The organism is Parabacteroides caeci, assembly GCF_023656795.1.
Classification (GTDB): domain Bacteria; phylum Bacteroidota; class Bacteroidia; order Bacteroidales; family Tannerellaceae; genus Parabacteroides; species Parabacteroides segnis.
Genome location: NZ_JAMOKT010000050.1, coordinates 36926 through 57459 on the forward strand (window position 1 = coordinate 36926; position 20534 = coordinate 57459).

General features: G+C 45.2%; 17 protein-coding genes. 4 read left to right on the forward strand and 13 right to left on the reverse strand.

Annotated elements, in window-relative coordinates; translation table 11 throughout:
- Nucleotides 1–101: 101 nt before the first annotated feature.
- The 10 genes from NBH15_RS21240 to NBH15_RS21285 all read right to left on the reverse strand — a co-directional run bounded on the left by NBH15_RS21240 (nt 102) and on the right by NBH15_RS21285 (nt 13097).
- Nucleotides 102–659 carry a copper resistance protein NlpE N-terminal domain-containing protein gene (locus tag NBH15_RS21240; protein WP_010800309.1) on the reverse strand — a complete coding sequence of 186 codons (558 nt, stop codon included), beginning with the start codon at nt 657–659 and terminating at the stop codon, nt 102–104.
- Nucleotides 660–757: 98 nt separating this feature from the next.
- Nucleotides 758–2566 (reverse strand): mechanosensitive ion channel family protein, encoded by a 1809-nt coding sequence (locus tag NBH15_RS21245; RefSeq protein WP_443146958.1) that lies wholly within the window; start codon nt 2564–2566, stop codon nt 758–760.
- Nucleotides 2567–2641: 75 nt separating this feature from the next.
- Nucleotides 2642–4876, reverse strand: coding sequence for a S9 family peptidase (locus tag NBH15_RS21250; protein WP_250823481.1), 2235 nt, complete (start codon nt 4874–4876; stop codon nt 2642–2644).
- Between the two features lie 288 nt (nt 4877–5164).
- A complete protein-coding gene (locus NBH15_RS21255) occupies nt 5165–6292 on the reverse strand; it encodes an aspartate aminotransferase family protein (RefSeq protein ID WP_250823482.1) in 1128 nt (375 codons plus the stop codon).
- Nucleotides 6293–6302: 10 nt separating this feature from the next.
- Nucleotides 6303–7271, reverse strand: coding sequence for an N-acetyl-gamma-glutamyl-phosphate reductase (gene argC, locus NBH15_RS21260; protein ID WP_128134103.1), 969 nt, complete (start codon nt 7269–7271; stop codon nt 6303–6305).
- Nucleotides 7268–8467 (reverse strand): argininosuccinate synthase, encoded by a 1200-nt coding sequence (locus tag NBH15_RS21265; RefSeq protein WP_007653701.1) that lies wholly within the window; start codon nt 8465–8467, stop codon nt 7268–7270. The genes argC and NBH15_RS21265 overlap by 4 nt, the downstream gene beginning before the upstream one ends.
- 66 nt (nt 8468–8533) lie before the next feature.
- Nucleotides 8534–9127 carry a GNAT family N-acetyltransferase gene (locus NBH15_RS21270; RefSeq protein WP_007653699.1) on the reverse strand — a complete coding sequence of 198 codons (594 nt, stop codon included), beginning with the start codon at nt 9125–9127 and terminating at the stop codon, nt 8534–8536.
- A 66-nt stretch (nt 9128–9193) separates the two neighbouring features.
- Nucleotides 9194–9637 carry an arginine repressor gene (gene argR, locus NBH15_RS21275; RefSeq protein WP_044215257.1) on the reverse strand — a complete coding sequence of 148 codons (444 nt, stop codon included), beginning with the start codon at nt 9635–9637 and terminating at the stop codon, nt 9194–9196.
- Between the two features lie 116 nt (nt 9638–9753).
- Nucleotides 9754–12246 carry a carboxypeptidase regulatory-like domain-containing protein gene (locus tag NBH15_RS21280; protein ID WP_250823483.1) on the reverse strand — a complete coding sequence of 831 codons (2493 nt, stop codon included), beginning with the start codon at nt 12244–12246 and terminating at the stop codon, nt 9754–9756.
- Nucleotides 12243–13097, reverse strand: coding sequence for a GLPGLI family protein (locus NBH15_RS21285; protein ID WP_250823484.1), 855 nt, complete (start codon nt 13095–13097; stop codon nt 12243–12245). The genes NBH15_RS21280 and NBH15_RS21285 overlap by 4 nt, the downstream gene beginning before the upstream one ends.
- A gap of 179 nt (nt 13098–13276) precedes the next feature.
- Between NBH15_RS21285 and NBH15_RS21290 the strand changes: the two genes are divergently transcribed.
- The 3 genes from NBH15_RS21290 (at nt 13277) to NBH15_RS21300 (ending at nt 16287) form a co-directional block, all read left to right on the forward strand.
- Nucleotides 13277–14677 (forward strand): sensor histidine kinase, encoded by a 1401-nt coding sequence (locus NBH15_RS21290; protein WP_250823485.1) that lies wholly within the window; start codon nt 13277–13279, stop codon nt 14675–14677.
- Between the two features lie 29 nt (nt 14678–14706).
- Nucleotides 14707–15390 carry a response regulator transcription factor gene (locus tag NBH15_RS21295; RefSeq protein WP_128134106.1) on the forward strand — a complete coding sequence of 228 codons (684 nt, stop codon included), beginning with the start codon at nt 14707–14709 and terminating at the stop codon, nt 15388–15390.
- 96 nt (nt 15391–15486) lie between these two features.
- A complete protein-coding gene (locus NBH15_RS21300) occupies nt 15487–16287 on the forward strand; it encodes a M48 family metallopeptidase (protein WP_010800296.1) in 801 nt (266 codons plus the stop codon).
- Nucleotides 16288–16670: 383 nt separating this feature from the next.
- On the opposite strand, the gene NBH15_RS21305 is transcribed toward NBH15_RS21300, so the two are convergent.
- Entirely contained in the window at nt 16671–16922 is a 252-nt protein-coding gene (locus NBH15_RS21305; protein ID WP_010800294.1) for a hypothetical protein, read from the reverse strand.
- Between the two features lie 41 nt (nt 16923–16963).
- Complete coding sequence (locus tag NBH15_RS21310) at nt 16964–18757, reverse strand: MutS family DNA mismatch repair protein (protein ID WP_199676293.1); 1794 nt, start codon at nt 18755–18757, stop codon at nt 16964–16966.
- Between the two features lie 162 nt (nt 18758–18919).
- Between NBH15_RS21310 and NBH15_RS21315 the strand changes: the two genes are divergently transcribed.
- A complete protein-coding gene (locus NBH15_RS21315; RefSeq protein WP_250823486.1) occupies nt 18920–19759 on the forward strand; it encodes a phospholipase A in 840 nt (279 codons plus the stop codon).
- Nucleotides 19760–19908: 149 nt separating this feature from the next.
- Here the strand turns inward: NBH15_RS21315 and NBH15_RS21320 are convergent, their stop codons facing one another.
- Nucleotides 19909–20343, reverse strand: coding sequence for a DUF6078 family protein (locus NBH15_RS21320; protein ID WP_250823487.1), 435 nt, complete (start codon nt 20341–20343; stop codon nt 19909–19911).
- Nucleotides 20344–20534: the final 191 nt, after the last annotated feature.

Here is a 20534-nt window from a genome sequence, read left to right on the forward strand (position 1 = left end):
CAGTCATTTGATAATAAAGCAAAAAGAGGCGTTTCCCGGTAGGAGTTGGGGCGCCTCTTTTCTATTTATACAAAGATGTGCTTTTTTATAGGGTAGCTTTTTTATGGAACCAGTATCAGCGTGTAATTCAGATCTGATGCTGCTTTCTGTAATTCCTGGTTTAATAGTGTCAGGCTGTCGCCTTCTGCCTGGAAGTAAAATGCCATGTCGCCGTCGCTGGGGATCAGTTCGTAAACGATTGCTTCAGAGTTAGACGGTGTTCCATGTTTTACTTTGCGTTTGCCGGTAGAAGAGAATGTTTTATCCTTTCCGTTTTCAGCTTCCAGGTAAGTGGCGTCCATTTCGTAAACGCCGTCGTCGCTATCCTGCTGATAATATAAAGTCAGGTCATAAACGATGCCGGGACCGTCTGCTGCCGGGAATGTACCCTTATATTTTTTCTGAATAACACTTCCTTTTTTAGGATCTACTTTCAGCGAATCACGCATATTGACCGGTTTGGCAGCTTTTCCTGTTACGGTAGGCAAAGCCGGTGCGCCTGGCGCAGCCTCGTCTATTGCATAAACATCTTCTTCTATAAGAGCGGGTTCGGCTGTTTTCTTCCCGCTACATGCAGCCAATAAAGCCAGAGCTGCTACTGCGATAAAATACTTTTTCATTATTCTGCATTTTTTATTAGTGACTTTGCGTTATAACAAAAGTCCCCCTGCATTTTGTTTTGCAGGAGGACTTTTTTAACTATATAATGCGCTGTTTCTTACTTTTTATCAGCGGAATCCGGCTTTTGCTGATATTCGGCCGGGATAGTGACGGCACTTCCGTCGCGCTCAGCATAATAGTGGGGCGACATGATCTCGATGCCGGCTTCGTTAAACGCATCCTGTATGTTCTGATGCAGGTCCGAATAGATCTGCGAAAGCTGGTCGGCTTCCTTTATATATGCATTTATCTGGTAACAGGGGTAGTAATCCTGCAACTCCGTTTCCAGAACGAAGGGTTTCGGGTGTGACATGACTCCCGGCGTGGATCGCGCAACGTTGACCAGTAACTGATGGACCTGACGCCAGGGGACATCGTAGCCGATGCTGACTGTCGAGTGGATGATCAGGCCGAACTGGCGGGCAGAGGCACTGTAATTGACCGTATGTGACGACATGATGAACGAGTTCGGGATCGTAACCACTTCATTTTTAGGTGTGCGGATACGGGTGACGAACGGAGTTTTCTCTATTACATTTCCGGTCGTCTCGTTCAATTTGATGCGGTCGCCCAGTTTGAAAGGCCGCATGTAAGTGATGACGAGTCCTGCTATGATATTTCCGATAACCGTGCTCGATCCTAAAGAAACGATCAGTCCGACGAAGACAGATATCCCCTGGAACACACCGGAGTCGGAGCCGGGCAGATAAGGATAGATCATCGCGATCATAAACGCGTAGAGCAGGAAGCGTATGATATTGAAAGAGGGTTGCGCCCAGTCCGGATAGAAGCCGGTGATCTTGAGCTTTTCGCTTTCAATCTCATTGGCTATATACTGAATACCCTTAATGATGTATTTTACGCAGTAATAAATGACAATGATAATGAACAGGTTGGGGATATATTCAATAACCGATTTAAGAACCATCTTGATCGGTTCTATGATATAAGTGAACAGTTTCATTGCCAGGTGTTCCGTCTGTGGGAATATGGCGAACAACATCGGAACACTGAACATAAGTTGTATCAGCAGGACAATATAACGCAGGATATTATTCAGAAAGATGAGTATTCTGCCTTGCCGGTGGGTATTCAGAAACTCATAATCCCGTATGGTAATGGATTTGAGCTTGTTTTGTTTCAGCCAGATAATCCGGCGGCGGAGTTTCCTGAACAGATAGTTGGTCAGTTTGAACAGGAAATATTGGACGACCAGTACCAAGATGAACAAGGCAACCCGTTTGGCAATCTGAAGTATACTGTGTTCCTTTTTTAACTCCAGGATCTTATTATTGACAACTGACTGATACTCTTTGGCAAGTATTTCCCTTTCCGTATTCAGCCAAAGGGCGTCTTGATCCGTCACACTGAGTATCACTTTTTCCCCGTACATAATATCTGTCTGGTATTCACTGTTAAACAGGTAGACTGAATCTGTTTTCAGACTCAGGTCTTTACCTATTTTCTGGATCATGTTGACGGCATTTTCTGCCCGGTCATAGGCCGAGACACCTCCTCGTTTGGCGTAGAAAGTGAGGAGGGTATCATTGTCGATGATCAGATGAACACCGGGAGTCAGCGTCCGTAGCGAGTCGATGCTGCGGCGCTGTTCCTCTTTTTTCAGCGAGTCGGTGGTGATATGCTTGTTCAGCGCGTCACTCAACTCGGTCCGGAGTACGATTTCGTTCAACTTCATTTCCTGCAACTGAAGTTCCAACTCCTGCATCCTGATGGAATCCAGGCGGAGTTTATCTTCAATCGCTGCCGATGAATCAGCAGGAATGTCATTTGTTTTATTTTCTGTAATAACAGCATTCAGTAATCCTTCCGCCTTTTCCCTGATCTGGGACGTTGCCCGGGAAGGCATAAGGAATATTGCCGATATGGCGGCAATGCACAAAATCAACTGTTTCATTGTGTTTTTACCCTTTTAGTGATTGTTTTATTTGCCTCCTGCCGGTAGATGGTCCAGCCAGTATTTAGCCATGCTTTTCCGTAGATGCAGGCTTGTCCCTTCGCGTTCGTAGATACCGTGGCTACGCATCGGATAGCTGATCTGGCTGAATATTTTGCCGTGTTTGACCAGTTCGTCCACCAGCATTTCGCAGCTTTGGTAGTGCACGTTATCGTCCCCCGTTCCGTGTATCAGCAACAGGTTGCCCTGCAAGCCTTCGGCGTAGGAGATAGGGGAACCTTTGCGGTAACCTTCCGGGTTATTCTGTGGTGTGTTCATATAGCGTTCCTGATAAACGGTATCGTATAAACGCTGGTCGGCAACGGCGGCGATCGCAATGCCCGTATGGAATATTTCCGGATAGCGGAACATGCAGTTCAATGTCTGGCTGCCACCACCGCTCCATCCGTTGATGCCGATGCGTGACAAGTCGATGAACGGATACTGGCGTGCCAGGTCCTGTATGCCCCGTGCCTGGTCTTCCGATGCAAATGTGCCGACTTCGCCATAGATGCACTTGCGCCATTCCCGACCGCGTGGAGCATTGGCGCCGCGGTTTTCGATGCTGACATAGATATATCCCTGGTTCACCAGATATTGATTCCACAGGTCGCCGCCTCCCCATGAGTCTTGTACGGTCGAGCCGGCTGGTTCGCCGTAGACTTCGATGATGACCGGATATTTCTTTGAAGGGTCGAAATTGACAGGTTTAATCATGCAGACGTCCAGTAGCAGGTCGCCCGATTTGGCTTTGACAAACTCTTTCGGGTTCAGTCCCAGAGCATCGTATTGTTTCTTGGCCTCTGCATTATCTTCGAGGATGCGTACGGATTGATTTTTCGGGAATGAAACCATGTCGATCACCGGAGGGATTACCGAGTTGCTGTAGGTATGTACGGCCCATTTTCCGGTCGGAGACATGTTGTAGCGGTGCTGTCCCGGCTGGTTTTCCGGACTTAGCCGTTTCACTTCGCCTTTGCCGAACAGGTTGGCGCTGTACAGGTAACGTTGCGTATAGTTTTCCGGTGAAGCGATAAAATAGATCAGTCCCTTTTGCAGGTCGGTCCCGACGGGCTGGATATAGTCGAAGTCACCTTTGGTAACGGGGACGATTTCTTTTCCGTCGCGGCTCACACGGTACAGGTGGCGCCATCCGCTCCGTTCGCTTTCCCAGGTGAAATACTGGTTGTTTTTCAGCCACAGGATATTATCGTTCGTGTCCAGCCATGCCGCATCTTTATCCGTAAAAATGTTCTTAGGGGTTGCGCTGCCGATTTGGGCGATCCATACTTTGTTGGTATTTTGTTCCCGGTTCAACTGTTGGATGAACAGCTCATTGCTTTCGGGGATGAAGTCCATGCGCGGGATATAGTTGTTGCGGGGATCTCCGGGAATGTCGATCCAGGTCGTTGTTCCTCCTGCTGCCGGGATGTATCCGACTTTTACGGCCGAGTTGGCAGTTCCTGCTTTCGGATAGGGGAAATGAAGGATAGTGGGATAGATGGAATCGACGTTGTTGATGATATCAAATACGCCGGTTCCTTCCGTATCGCTTTGCCAGTAAGCGATGTATTTGCCGTCCGGGCTCCAGCGGAAACCGTCGCGGCAACTGAATTCCTCTTCATATACCCAGTCGAATGTACCGTTTACGATGGTCTTGCTTCCGTCGCTGGTCAGTTGGGTGATTTTGCCGGAGTTTATGTCTTCCACATATATATTATTGTTGGAAACGTAAGCCACCCTTGTTCCGTCGGGTGAGAATTTGGCGAACATCATGGACGATTCGGGTAGTCCTTTTCCCAGTTGGCGCAGGTTGCCGTCATGTAAAGAAAGTACCCAGTAATCACCACGGGTATCGTAGCGCCATACACGTTGCGTATTGTTGTAGATCAGAACTTTATCATTGTCATCACTCCACGATATTCTTCCCATGGCAATTTTCTTGCCGGTCGATTTATCTGTGAACATAGCAGAGGGGATAATTACTTCGCGGGCATTGTCTTTGGCGCGATAGGCTACGACATCCATTCCTCCTTCTTCCTTGTTTGGTTCGAGGCGGCTGTAGCGCTCCCCGTCTTTCATCCAGTTCATGGCACCAACACCTTTTGTCCGGATAAGTTTTCCACTCAGTACATCTTCTAAATCCAATGATTTTTGTGCGGTACACAGATTACTGCAAAAAATAGTAATAGCAGCGGCAACAATCAGCTTATTTAGTTTCATTTGTATTTATTGTATTTGTTTCTGAACATACAAATAACGTAAAGTTCTTTGAGATAACAAAGGGGAAACTCTTTATTATTATCATTGCGGCTTCAAAAGAGGTTCCCGATACCGCGAAAGGGGAGGTTCCCGATGTAGCAACAGTACTGTCTCGATACTAGGAACCGAGGCGTTGCCGTTAGGGGAACCGAAGCGTTGCTGATACCGCAACTGTACAGGAGATAAAATAAAGCAAGAAGGCCGCCTTCGGAAATTCCGTTGGCGGCCTTCTTTATAATAAAGAACTAATTAAGCATTGAGTACTTTTTTGAAACGGGTAAGGAATTCTTTCGCTTCGTCCATTGTCAGGCAAAGCGGCGGAAGCAGACGGATCGTATTGGTGCCGGCCACTCCGGTGAATACCTTTTCTTCGAAGAGCAGTTTGCTGCGCACTTCTTTGATAGACTCTTCAAACTCGATACCGATCATCAGGCCGCGTCCTCTGATCTCTTTGATCCCCGGCAGTTTGTGTAACTCTTCAATCAGGAAGTTACCAACCTGTGCAGCATTGTCGATCAGCTTTTCATTTTCCATGATTTCCAGAACGGCGATAGCAGCCGCACAAGCCAGATGGTTACCACCGAAAGTGGTTCCCAACATACCGTAAACGGGTTTGAACATCGGGCTGATCAATAAGCCGCTCATCGGGAAACCGTTGCCGATGCCTTTAGCCACTGTGATCAGGTCCGGTTTGATACCGGCATACTGGTGGGCGAAGAATTTACCGCTACGTCCGTAACCGGATTGGATTTCGTCCAGAATCAGGCAAGCCTCATATTTTGTACACAGGGCACGCAGTTCCTTCATAAAGTCGTCTGTCGGAAGCTGGATACCGCCGACACCCTGGATACCTTCGATGATTACGGAAGATACATCTCCTTTCTGCAATTCAGTTTCAACGGCTGCCGAATCGTTCAGCGGCAGATAGGTCACTGCCAGGTCTTCATTCACCGGGGCAATGATTTTCGGGTTGTCCGTTACGCGAACCGCAGCCGAAGTACGTCCGTGGAAAGCATGCTTGAAAGCGATCACCCGTTTCTTGCCATTATGGAAAGAAGCCAGTTTCAGCGCATTTTCATTTGCTTCGGCACCTGAGTTGATCAGAAACAGTGAGTAGTCATCATAACTGGATGCTTTACCGAGCTTGTCAGCCAGTTTTTGTTGCAGGCTGTTGATGACCGAGTTGGAATAGAATCCCAGTTTGTTTACCTGGTCGGTGATAGCAGCTACATAAGTAGGGTGGCTGTGACCGACGGAGATAACGGCATGTCCGCCGTACAGGTCGAGGTATTCAGTACCTTCCGTATCCCATACATGGCATCCTTTGCCTTTTACAATCTCTATATTAAATAAAGGATATACGTCGAATAATTTCATAATTTCTTATTTAAAACGCTGACGGTTTGAGATGTAATCCTACAGTCTCTTCCAAACCGAACAGCAGGTTCATATTATGCACCGCTTGTCCGCTGGCGCCTTTCAACAAGTTGTCGATCATGGAAATGATCAGCAGTTTGTTGTCGTATTTCTGAAGATACAGGAGGCACTTGTTGGTGTTGACTACCTGTTTCAGGTCCGGGTTCTTATCGGTAATGAACGTGAATGAATGATCATCGTAATACTCTTCGTAAATACGGCGGATTTCATCCAGCCCCACCTTGCAGTCGATGTAAGTCGTTGCAAAAATACCACGGGAGAAATTACCCCGCACCGGAATAAAGTTGATATTGCTTTCGAAACTATTCTGTAACTGACGCAGGCTCTGGCCTATCTCGGCCAAATGCTGGTGCGTGAATGGTTTATAGATCGAAATGTTATCGTTTCGCCAGCTGAAATGGGATGTTGACGAAGGCTTTACGCCAGCTCCCGTGGAACCGGTGATCGCATTCACATGCAACTCCGAGTTTAACATCAGATGCTTGGCCAGCGGCAAAACGGCTAACTGGATACAAGTGGCAAAACAACCGGGGTTTGCAATGTGTCGGGACTTGCAGATACGTCGTCGGTTCAGTTCGGGCAGGCCGTAAACGAAATCGTGTTCATCGCTTTCGATACGGTAATCCATGCTGAGGTCGATAATCTTCACGTTGTCGGGAACAGTATGGCTTTCCATGAATTTCTTTGTATCGCCATGAGCGGTACAGAAGAACAGAAGGTCGATGCTGTCTAGCGGGAGTTGGTCGGTGAAACGCATATCGGTTTCTCCGAACAGGCCGCAGTGAACGTCAGTGATCAGGTTGCCGGCGTTGCTGGTACTATTCACAAATGTAATCTCGGCGTCCGGGTGATTAAGCAGCAGACGAATCAATTCGCCTGCCGTATATCCCGCACCACCTATAATTCCGATCTTAATCATATTTCTTCGTCCTTATGGTTGTTATAATAAACACGCAGCGGTGTAGAAGTTACTTTAATAAAGCCTTTGGCATCTTCTGCTGTCCAGCCTTTCTGCATTTCACCGTATTCACCGAATTTAGTCTTCACCAGGTCATCTTCCGACTCGACGCCTACGGTAGAGAAAGACAGCGGACGCAGTTCGAGGATAGCCGTACCGTTTACGTTACGCTGTGATTCCTGCAACATGGCTTCGATGTCGCGCATAACCGGTTCCAGATACTGGCTTTCGTGCAGGAACATGCCGTACCAGTTGGCTACCTGGTCTTTCCAGTACTGCTGCCATTTGCTTAATGTATATTTTTCAAGGAAACGGTGTGCACCGATGATCAGCATGGGAGCGGCAGCTTCGAATCCTACACGGCCCTTAATACCGATGATTGTGTCGCCGACGTGCATATCGCGGCCGATACCGTAAGCTGCACCGATCTCTTCCACCTTCTGGATAGCAGCGATCTTGTCTTCGAAGACTTCACCGTTGACAGCATGGATCTCACCCTTTTTAAATTCGATACGCAGTTCTTCGCTACCGGTCTTTTCTACCTGTTTCAGGTAAGCGCTTTCGGGTAATCCCTGGGCAGAATCCAGAATTTCACCGCCGCAGATGGAAGTTCCCCACAAACCTACATTATAAGAGTATTTCAGTTTGGTGAAGTCGGCAACGAAACCATGTTCTTTCAGGTAATTGATTTCGTAGTCGCGGGTCAGCGCCATGTCACGTGTCAATGTGATGATTTCTACGTTCGGAGCCAGCACCAGGAATGTCATGTCGAAACGGATCTGGTCGTTACCGGCACCGGTCGAACCGTGGGCGATAGCGTCTGCACCGATCTCATTGGCATAACGTGCGATGGCCAAAGCCTGGAAGATACGTTCGGAGCTTACTGAGATAGGGTAGGTTCCGTTACGCAAAACGTTACCGAATACCATATACTTCAAACTCTTTTCGTAGTATTCCTTTGTAACGTCGATAGTTACATATTTGGTTGCGCCCAGTTTGTAGGCGTTTTCTTCGTTCTGTTTCAGTTGCTCTTCGCTGAATCCGCCTGTATTAGCGCAAGCTGCATATACTTCGTATCCTTTTTCTTTGGCAAGGTACATAACGGTAAATGAGGTATCCAAACCTCCGCTGAATGCAACTACTACTTTCTTTTTCATTGTCTGTCTTTTTTTTGTGGGTTCCGTAAGGGCGTTTCGCGAAACGCCCTTACAAGGTCTCCTTTATTATTTATTATTATTTTTTTCTCTTTCGTCTGCTTCCCGTTTGGCACGGTGCGGGTCGGCAGGGTCGAACAACATCGCCGTACAGATGCAATATTTCCGGTTCGTGCGTTCCAGAATATCATGGTTTATACAACCGTTACAACCGCGCCAGAACGATTCGTCGTCCGTCAGGTCGGAAAAGGTAACCGGCACGTATCCCAGTTCCGTATTCATTTTCATTACTGCCGCGCCGGACGTAAGACTGAATATCTTAGCCTTCGGCCAACGCATGCGGGCCAGTTGAAACGTCATATCCTTGATCCGTTTGGCAATACCCAAACCACGGAAATCCGGATGAACAATTAAACCGGAGGTCGTCACATATTGCTTGTTACCCCACGATTCTATATAGCTGAAACCTGCAAACTGATCCCCGGCCAGCGCAATGACCGCTTTCCCTTCAATCATTTTCTGGGCCACATATTCATGCGTGCGCTTAGCGATACCTGTTCCACGCACTTTGGCCGCCTCTTCAATGGTAGTCAATATCTTGTCTACGTATATTTCGTGAGAGGCGTCAGCAATCATTACATCGATTTCTGTTTCTTGTTTCATTTTTCCGATTGTTCTTTGTCTTCTTTTGTTTATAAACGGAAGAACCGTTGTCTCCCTTAATCGCCCTTATATAAAATGTGATAATGCTTTTACTATCCGGTCCCTGCTGATCCCTTCACGGGGGATGATCAGGATGGTGTCGTCTCCGGCAATCGTACCCAGTATCTCATGCGGGGCATGGGTGTCGATGTCGGATGCAATACCCATCGCATATCCCGGACGTGTCTTGACTACTGCCAGGTTTCCGGAAAATTCGATGTTCGGATGATGTTCTGTCTGCACCTTGTTCGGCTGTATCAAAGCTGAATAATCGGGCAGACAATATACATAATCGCCGTTCGCATCATGTACTTTGGCTACTTTCAGTTGCTTAATGTCGCGCGACAAAGTAGCTTGTGTCACCTGAAATCCGCTGGCTTCCAATTCTTTCAGCAGCTCTTCCTGGTTACATATCGCCTTTGTTTGTATGATACGGCAAATAGCATCCAATCGTTCCTTTTTTGTACTCATGTTTGTATATTTATGCAAAACGATTGCAAATATAAAGCGAATAATTGAATAAATATACATGTGAGGACGGTTTTTTTGCATAATTATTATAATCCGTCCTTCATGTTTGTTTGTGTTTAAAATTTGTATCTGACCTTTACCAGAAATTCCCTGGGGCGGAGGGTTAGCCATGAGGTGTAACTTTCTGTGGTAGAATATTGTGTATACCGGTATTCTTTTTTATTAAATAAATTGGTGGCATCGGCAGTCAATTGCCATTTACCGGTTTTCCAGCGGAGGAAAATATGGGCGAAGAATGCATCTGCCGATTTATCCCGGCTGATATCGTTATGATAATGATCGAGGGTGAGCTGAATATCCACGGCTGCCAAGCTATAGATGATTCCGAACTTCTGAACTACGTTTAATAATGGGTTGAGGTGGGTTTCGCTCCCGATACGTGATCCTCCGTAATAAATAGTCGATTGGTAATTTATTTCCAGTAATCGTGACGGTGTCCAGCTTATTTTAGGTTCATATTGCATATAATCGGAACGGAAAGGTAATCGCTTCCCGTCACTGAGTTGCTCCGCTTTATTGCGCCCAATGAGATAGGAAAGGGCAAATTTTGTCCCCCAATCGTAAAAGCCTTTCGACAGGGTTCCGTTGAGAGACCAGTTATATGAATCATTTTTTTCAGGAAGAGATAGGAGTGATACTTCTTCTCCCTCTATCCGTCGTTCGAAAATACGGTTTGACCGGTTAGTGATATAGTTCAGGTAAAGTGTGAGGAAGAATTCATGTACCGTACTTTTATATTCTCCATACAGAGCGTATGATTGCCTGCGCTCTACCGGCAGTATTCCGTTACTCACGATCCGGTTCCGGAAACTTGTACGATAAGGAGAAGTGTATAGATGGGTGATATCTCCGTATGATTCTTTATATTCTGCACGGGCAGAAAAACGCCAGGCGTAATTTAACTTATAAAGGATGGATAAATAAGGATTAAGTGCCGGATGCGAGATGTCCGTTCCGGGAAAAGCAGTCCACCGGAACGGAAGGTTGAACGAAATACTCCATTTCGGCAGATTCCATTGGTATTCCGGAATGGCATATAGGGTGAAACCGTTATGCAGGTTATTTATATCTCCGGAAACACCGGCTGCATACCGTTGGGTGAGCATCCCTTTTTTGCGTAACACCAACAATGAATGATCGATGTATAACTGGTGCAGATTCATTTTATCCGAATAATCATTTATCCCGATTCGTGCTGGCAGGTTGTGATAGCGGACGAGTGAACGGGCTTCAATCGTATTTTTACCGCGTGTCCAAAGACCTTGCAGGTAATTGCGTACCCCGAAGTCCGGTGTTTGTATCCGTTGGGTGACGTTCTGTCCGGTTTGGATATGCGACAGGCTGTTTTCCCAATTTCCCGTCAGATTGAAATGATTCGTAAGGAAAAGATCTTCCGTGTTATTTTCAAAACTTGCTGCGAGTTCTGTACGGTCATTTCTGATTTGGGTATTGCTTTCTTCTTTCAGGGTGAGCGTATCGGCCTCCTGGTAATAATGAGTGATACTTCCTCGTTGCTGGCTTCGTAAGTCATGTACATAATTGGCATTTATCCGGAGTTGCGCCGTTTCATTCAGCTTATACAGGCGGTTGGCAGATAATGTATGTACCTGGTTGAACAGCAGCCTTTCTTTCTTCAAAGGTGCGCTCAGTGAGGGTTGTTTGAGGAACGTGGGGAGGAGCGACCCGTACTTTTTTTCCTCCCCTTCCGTCCGGAAAGATCTTTGCTCGTCTGTTACGTCGTTTCCGGTATTATTTCCTTTATAGAGATAGACCGACTGGCTTTTACGGCTTAACTGCATCGCATTCAGGTTGCCTGACCAAAGGATGGGGGAGCCTCCTGTTCCTCCTTCCAGATTGATGAGCCAACGGTTCCGGAATTGTGGTTTCAGCTTTAGGTTGAGGGCAATATCTTCCGTCGATATTTTTTTACTGAGTACACGTATCGGTTGATGATTCTCCAACACTTGTACCGTTTCAACGGCATTAGCCTGGAGGTTATTGCTGATCTGCCCGTATCTCCCGTCGGACAGGTCCATCCCTTCCACATAGAAACGGCTTATATCTTTTCCGTTATACGATATTTTTCCGGCATCATTCACCTGGATACCCGGAAGTCGTTTTAATATATCCTTTACCGATTCATCTTTAGGGGAGATAAAACGGGACACATCATAATTGATCGTGTCTTGTCTCCCATAGATCCTTCCGGGACGTATTTCGACCTCCTTCAGGCTGAACGGCCGGAGGGAGAGCTGGAAATGCAATTTCTCACCGGGCACTACGGGAAGTACCATCGTGCCATATCCCAAGAGGGAAACACGGACAACCATTGAATCATTGACCTGTATAGCCGGAAAGATGAAATGTCCTTCCGCATCAGTCAGCGTATAATTAACAGGTATCCTGCTCCCTTTTTTCTGTAATTGAACGGTGGCGGCATCGACAGGCTTATTATTTTCAGCATCCGTAACGAGTCCCTCTATCTGTATTTGCGACCGCAGGTGAAAAGTAAGAAGGCACAAAAGAGATGCTATAATCAGTGGTCTCATCTTTCGATAGGATTATATGGCATATTCTTCGGACGGAACGGGCGGCCGTCTTCTCCTTTGATAGTCACCTTCACTCCGGGAGAGGTCTCCGTGACATAACCGATCGGATCTGACGCATAACGTTTATGTGCCTTCTGCAAATCTTTCGGTGAAACAGGTTCATATTCCGATCCGGTGAACTGTATCATTTCCTCTTTACGACTTTTCTCTATGCCTGAGCAGATGAACGTATAATGTCCCTGGCTGTCCGAGGCTTTGAGTATTAAACCGGGTAACCCTTGTAATTTCCAGGGACCATCACTTCTGGGGATTTCCGGGGTATACCAGACTTCGTATTCCCTTCCGCGGAAATGACAGGTGGCTTTCCGGCAAGTATAGGAAAGAACGGTTGCAGTATCGGGGTATAAAGTCCATTCCGGCCTTTCGACCGGTTCCTCACACCGGAAACGGCTTGCCGCCAGCTGGTCAAGCGTCGTAGTTTTTCCCTTCGGATAATTCTTATAGATCTGGTCATTGACATAGCCGTTACTCTGTTTCAGATGTTCGGAGATAATTTCCTGTGAAGCTCCCGCCGCTTTGTCCGCTTCAATTAACGAATCCGTACGGAAGCGGGCGTAACTATAGTATACCGAACTTTGGGAGCCGACCTTTAGCATCATGGTTTCTTCCGTCCGTTTATCCGGTGACAAAGTATCACTGACGAAAGCTGTCTGATATTGGACGGTAAATAAAAGCTGGTCTATGGGTTTTGACTTCAGTACATCATTGATATCATATACCCGGATATTGACCTGTGCCGCTACGGAAAGCGCAGAACAGATGAATGTAATTGTTAATAGTGACTGTTTCATCTTTATTTTCTTTTAAATGGTTTGAGACAAAATTACAGGCTTGAAAGAGTATGATAGGAAGAAATTTATTACTGAAGTATTACGAAGGGAAAATATTACTGTTTTATTATTTCGGGAAAAAATAGATTGTTTACTCTTTGTCCACTCGTCCTCCTTGTTAACTTTGTTGGAAAAAGAGGATGGAAAAACGCATACGACTTATCTATATATTCTCCTTATTTGCTGCATTGTCTGCGATTGGGATGCAGGGATATTGGCTGTATAACCAGCTTCAATATGAAATGCAACGATATGCAAAGGAACTGGTTGGAAAAATAAAAGAAGTAGAGGAAGAAGAGTTCCGTATGCGCAAGCAAGAAGCCCTGGATACAAAAGTGACCTATGTCTTGAACCGGAATGTGGAACATAGCGCTTCGTTGGTGGATGAGAGGTTGTCCCATACTTCTACGGGGTTTAAATTAAGTTTAAAAGATTCCGGTCGGATAGACCAGTTCAATCTGAAATTTAATGCGTCCATGCCGGAAGACAGCCTGCTGATGGGAGTGGACCGCTCGGTAGTGGATCATTTTGTCCCTTTTTCCGGCGAACGTCTGGACAGCTTACTGAAAGTCCGGTTGCCGGAATATACAATAAATTGTTCGCCCCTGGAAGTTGGCGATACGCTGGATACCGCCTCTTCCTGGCGACTGTCGGACGATACTTTTCTTCCGTCTTCCCTTCTTATTAAATATATGTATTCTCCATTTGAAGCGCGAGGCATCCTGATGAACGTATCGCTTTCTTTTCATCCGTTACTTGTCCGGATGGCCGGTCAGTTAGGGGTAAGCCTGCTTTTGATCTTGTTGCTTATTTCCTGTCTGTGGTTCCAGATAGCTACGATCTTAAAACAGAAAAAGATCGGGATGATGCGGGAAGATTTTGTCCATGCCATGATACATGAACTTAGACGTCCGGTACAAGCCCTGAAAATGTGTATCTCCTTTTTAAATGACCCGGAAATGCGTACAGATGAAGAGACTTGCCGGGAAGTTACCCATGATGCCATATTCGAATTGGATAATCTTTCTGCTTATCTGGGTAAACTGAAAGATATGGTGTGCGCTGATGGTGGCATGACTCCGTTTACTATTTCTTCATTTAATTTGCAGGAGTTGGTGGAGAAAGTGTTACGCCTCATACCGGTTCCGCCGGATAAACAGGTCTCTTTTTCTACGGCATATGCTCCCGGGTTGCCTCTTATTACGGCAGATCCGGTGCATATGGCAAATATGTTATGTAATTTGGTAGAGAATGCAATCAAGTATTCCGGTCCAGAGGTCCATATACGTATTGTTGCAATGCGAATGGGTAAAAGTGTTGAATTGTCGGTGGAGGATGATGGTTTCGGTATTTCTCCGGCCGAGCAGCGGAAGGTTTTTGAGAAATTTTACCGTTCCCCCCGTTTATCAGGCAAACAGATACCGGGCCTTGGACTTGGTTTGAGTTATGTAAGACAGATCGTGGAAGCACATCATGGAAAAGTTTCTCTTCAAAGCAAAATAGGGGAGGGTACGAAAGTTATTGTGACATTACCTCAATAAGAATACAAAACGTTTTATATACATAATATATGGCAACACCTCTGAGAATTTTACTGGCGGATGATGATCTGAAATACTCTATTCTTTTAAAGAGATTTCTGGAAAAAGAAGGTTATGAAGTAACCTATACAGGAAATGGAACGATGGCCTTGGAACAGTTTCCGGCGGTTAAACCGGATTTGGTTTTATTAGATATCAACATGCCGGGAAAGAATGGTTTTGAAGTAGCTGAAAAGATAAGGGAACAGGATCATAATGTCTTGATCTTTTTCTTGTCCGACCGTTCGGATAAGAACGATCGTTTGAAAGGATTTAGTGTGAAGGGAAATGATTATCTGGCTAAACCCTTTTATCCGGAAGAACTGTTGGCACGTATCAGGGAACGTTTTGAACAAAATTTATCAGTGGAAACAGCAGAAGAACTATATTCTTTCGGAGATACGTTTTTCAACTATGCAACAAATGAAATACGTACAGGTAACAGTAAAACGCTGATTACCTCCCGGCAGGCGGATATTCTTCGTATCCTGGTACGTAACCTGAACAAGGCGGTAGACCGTAATGTCATTCTGGATGTCATATGGGGGAATAATTCATATGCCAATTCTCTTGCCCTGAATGTACAAATCACTTATCTGAGGAGAGCTCTGAAGAGGGATTTGTCTGTTGGTATTGTTTCTCTCACAAAGAAAGGATATATACTGAAAGGATAGTATTGTTATATATCTGTTGAGCAAAAATACCTTTGGAATTGTTCTATTCTTATAAAGAAATGATAATTTTGTATTCGTAAAAACTAAATGAGAGAGATGAAAAAGATTACAGGTTTATTGATGGCGATGCTTCTGATGCTGAGTGCGTGCGGGAGTGTGCCTTTGACAGGGAGAAAGCAGGTGTTGCTGGTTTCTGACCAGGAGGTATTGTCCTCCAGCTTAACGCAATACAGCGATTATATGAAATCAGCCACAAAGTCGTCGGATAAGAATGAGAGTGCGATGGTGACCCGTGTGGGTAAGAAGATTGCCGCAGCAACGGAGGCCTATCTGAAAGCGAACGGAATGGAAAGTGAGATTAAGAATTTCCAGTGGGAGTTCAATCTGGTGAAAGATAACCAGATAAATGCTTTTTGTATGCCGGGCGGAAAGATTGTGGTTTACGAAGGTTTGATGTCGCTGGTATCGTCGGATGACGAACTGGCCGTAGTGGTTGGTCACGAAGTGGCGCATGCGGTGGCAAAACATAGTAACGAACGGATGAGCCAGCAGCTGATGGCGCAATACGGAGCCGCCATCTTAGGACAGGCTGTAAGCAATAAGAGTGCGGCAGTCCAGACGGTTGCCAATACGGTTTATGGTGTGGGGGCACAGTATGGTGTCATGCTTCCTTTCTCACGCAAGCATGAATCGGAAGCGGATTATATGGGATTGGTATTTATGACGATGGCTGGATATAATCCCGATGTCGCGGTAAATTTCTGGCAAAAGATGTCTGCCGGAAAAAGCGGCTCGACTCCGGAGTTTATGAGTACTCACCCAAGTGATGCCACTCGTATCGCAGAGATACAGCGGGCGTTGCCGGAGATTAAGGCGAAGTATAAAACAGGAAAATGATAATAAATGGAGTTGTATTAAAACCGAATTTTGATACAACTCCATTTGATAAGTTTTATTTACGTTCTTTTATTTCGCTTTGAAGTTGTTTGGGATTACGTCGGCAATCCCAAAGCATGTGGATATAAATATATTTATCGTGAACGGTATAAATTATTTTAATGTGCCCCGAGACTAGTGAACGGTAAGAGAGTTGATCGACGTCACTCAGACAGGTTTCACAGAATCCCAGAAAAGGATGTAAACAGAGCAAATGATATATGTCATGATGAAGTGTGTCGCGGACTTTTTGAGCTGTTTTAACTCCAAAAGCATCCCGGTAATAGTATATAATCTGATCAAAATCGTTTGATGCAAACGGATGCCATATGATTTTCATACTATTATATAATATCTTTCATTCGCTGTTCCATCTCTTCACCGCTGATACCTATTCCGGCAATAGCATCCTTACCAGTGATAGCCAATCGCTGACGAACCTCTTCGAGGGTATATTCACACGGACTTGCCTCTTCTTTGTTACTCCGGAGCTTACTTAGATATTTGCGAAGTTTTCCGATGGTTTCACTATTTTCGATATTTAATATCTCACGAACCAATTCCGCTTTGCTGGCTTCAAGTTCTATTGTTGTCATAAGTGACTCCTTTCTATTAATTTACGTGCAAATATAAGTATTTAAACCGTTATCCCCATCTTCTTCATCAGGAAACATGCATTCATATTTTGTGCTACCCCTTCACGAAGCAGATAGGAGAAGGTTAGTTCTTCATTTGTAATATCGGCTTCAAAGCGGTAGTTCTTTATCTGGTTGGGGAATTCGTTTTCCAGTTCGCCCAGTGCCAGGTCGTGTGTGGCGATGATGCCGCAAGTCTGGTAAGCTACCAACTGTTTCATCAGGGCGATCGAACCTTTTTGCTTGTCGATCGAGTTAGTTCCTTTCAGGATTTCATCCAGTATGATAAATAGTTTTTCTCCCTGTTGCAGACGGTCGATAATCATTTTCAGCCGTTTCAATTCTGCGAAGAAATAAGATTCATTGCTGACCAGCGAATCGGAAGTACGCAGGCTGGTCACCATCTTTGCCGGATAGACAGTCAGGGAGTCTGCATAGACCGGAGCACCGATACAGGCCAGCAGATAGTTGACTCCGACTGTACGGAGGTAGGTGCTTTTCCCAGCCATATTTGCCCCGGTGATAATCAGGAACCACGGACTTTTTTCTATCGAAATATCATTCCGTACGCAAGCATCACGGCGGAGTAGGGGGTGCCCAAGTGCTTTACCACTCATCTTGAAATAAGAGTCGGCTATTTCCGGATAGATATAGCCGGTATGATTGAATGCAAATCCTCCCAACGAACTGTAGGCATCAAACTCGGCAAGGGCATCGAACCATCGGGGAATATCCTCGGCGTGTATCTGTATCCAACGTTCCAGACGGATGGCTGTCCGGGTGTCGCGGAGAATAAAGATGTTCATAATGAATCCCATCATACTGCCCCGCTGGTCCAGCGCACCAATGCTGCGGGATAGCTTTTTCAGAGCCTTCGAGGCTGTTCCGTCTGTCCCGTTAAACTGGTTGCTGATCGCTGCCAGTTCGGTTGACTTGAAAAGGTCGCCTTCAATGCTTTTGATCAGTGAAGAATACGTATACAGGATTTTCTCCATCTTGTTCACGGAGTTATGAAGTTCTGTGATTTGTTTTCCCCGTATGTAGGAAATTAGGAACGAGATGGCGAAGAATATGCTTATGCCGGTGAAACTGATTATTCCGCTTGATGCTCCTGCGATCAGTATCACCCATATGGCAGGAATGAGCCATATCAGTATTTTCCAGAGCAGGCTGTTAATGAAGGCTGGTTTATGATCTGTTAATGTGCTTAGGGTATTCACATCTCCTTTATTTCCCGGACTTAATACGCCGGTTACATAGAAGTGTTGCCTTAATTGCGTCATTTCGCTCAGTTCACGGATCGCTTCCTGTCGTTTGAGTATCTTTTCTTTATCGGTAAGCGGATTGATAAACCAGTCGGCAAGCCTTTCTTTTCCCATCGAAGTGACTGTCCGGTTGATGGACTGGAAGATGGAGCGGTTTCCGAAAAGATCCAGGTCCAGGCTGAATGAATGGTCAGCAGAACTTTTCTCCGGTGCCCCGTCGAAAGCGCTGAAATCGTAATCCAATCCTTTCAGTTCGTTGTTGCATAGGGCGGATAGTGCATCGGCATACGACTTTTGCGATGATAAAAATGTATGATAAACCATTAACCCGATGAAAGGAATGATGAATAAGAGGATTGCCCCGCCCAACACCATCCAGTTTTCGGCTTTCAGAAACCATATCGCAGCAATAAGCCCGGCAACCAGCAGCAGGCGTATTGTCCCTATCAAATGCATTTTTTTTCTCAGGCCGTCCGAGCGGCGTGTGTAAGCAGCTATTGTATCCCTGTAATATTGATATACTTTTTCCATGCGGGCAAAGATATAAAAAATGAACATACCAGTTAAGATTTGGTTATTAATAAAGAAGAGGTAACTGAATTGACCATAATTCATGAAATCGGGGAGAATTGTTAAACCTTGATGGATATTACCTTTGTTCTATTTTTATAAGGTTTATATATTCGTGATTTTATGAAAAGGACAGCAGTATTTCTATATGTTTTATCCATTTCCTGTTTTGTTTCAGTATCTGCCCAGGTTCTGGTGCAGGATCCGAAGTTGGAATATAACGCGGACAGTGTGCGTGCGGTATTGGACAAAGCGCCTTATTTCACTTTATTCAAAGATAATTATTTCATCGGTGGGACGACGATCGGGCATAAACCGACCGCTGCCAATTCGGATGTGAAGTTCCAGTTGAGTATTGCCCAACGCCTGACAAAAAGCAAGCTGCCTTTCGACACTTATCTTTTTATCCAGTACACCCAGAAAGCCTTTTGGAATGTTTTCCAGAAATCTCTGCCCATGCGCGACCTGAACTTCAATCCGGGAATCGGACTGGGGCATCTGATTATCCATCATAATAAATTCATCGGAAAAGGCTATCTGATGCTCGAACATGAATCGAACGGAAAAGACAGTACGGCTTCGCGCAGTTGGAACAAGGTGACATTTGCAACAGCCATTGTTTTAAACAAAAACTGGGAGGCTCAATTCAAGACCTGGATACCGATCGTCGACGGAAAATATAATAAAGACCTGTTAAAGTATAACGGTATTTTCCAGATGGCGGCCAATTTCCGGACAGACAATAAGCGGTTTAACTGCGGAGTGATCCTGACGAAACGTAAAACCTGGTTCAGTTTTAATACGCAGGTCGAGTTAAGTTATAAGTTTAACAATAACGAGAACCAATATTTTTTCCTTCAATATTATAACGGTTACGGTGAGAACCTGCTGGAATATAACCACTTTAAGAGTATGCTGCGGATCGGGTTTGTGATAAAGCCGCAGGATTTCAGTATCTACTGAGAGTTCGTTATAGAGCTTTTTCCCCACAATTTTTATTCATGTGGGGAATTATCCCCACTGCTATGGGGAATACTGCCCACTTGTGTGGGGAATATCACCCATTTAAGTGGGGATTATAAGTAATAAAGGCCTAAAAAGTATACAATTTCTTACCAATCGTATTGCTCTACATATTGGTCGAAAAGCGGATCGGTATGGATACCTTGTCGCATAAAGATCATACGAATGATCTTTTGTTCGTCAGGGGTAATCAATCGTTCTTTTTTCTGGATGCGGTAAAGGGTTCCTTTACTGAATTTGGTATTCATTGCCCGTTTGATGGCAACAGCTTTGTTATGAGGCAGATCTTCTAATAATTGAGTGATCCCCAATGCGTACCTGTCCTTTTGATCTGCTTTGAAAAAGGGGCAGCTATCTGCTTGTGGCGTCGTGCAATCGGGGTTTACGATCGAGAAAACAGTCCGTTCCGGCGTGAGTTGTTTCGAAACGAGATAACGCAGGCACTTCGTGGAGTGCTTGCATTGTTCATTCAGGCAGTAAGCAAAACCATAAGGGACGGATTCGTATTTTGATTCAGGTTCCATGTGCGTTGTATTTAGTTGAGGTAAACTTACGGTTTATTTTTTAATTAAAGTAGAATATGAGTTAGAAAACCAGGGCAACCGCACCAAAATTTCTATTAAAATATGTTTTGTGGCATAAATCATTAAAATATTTCAAAAAAAGTTGTGTAATTGGGGAATAAAGGTAATCTTGCAGATAGAAAAGTCTTAAC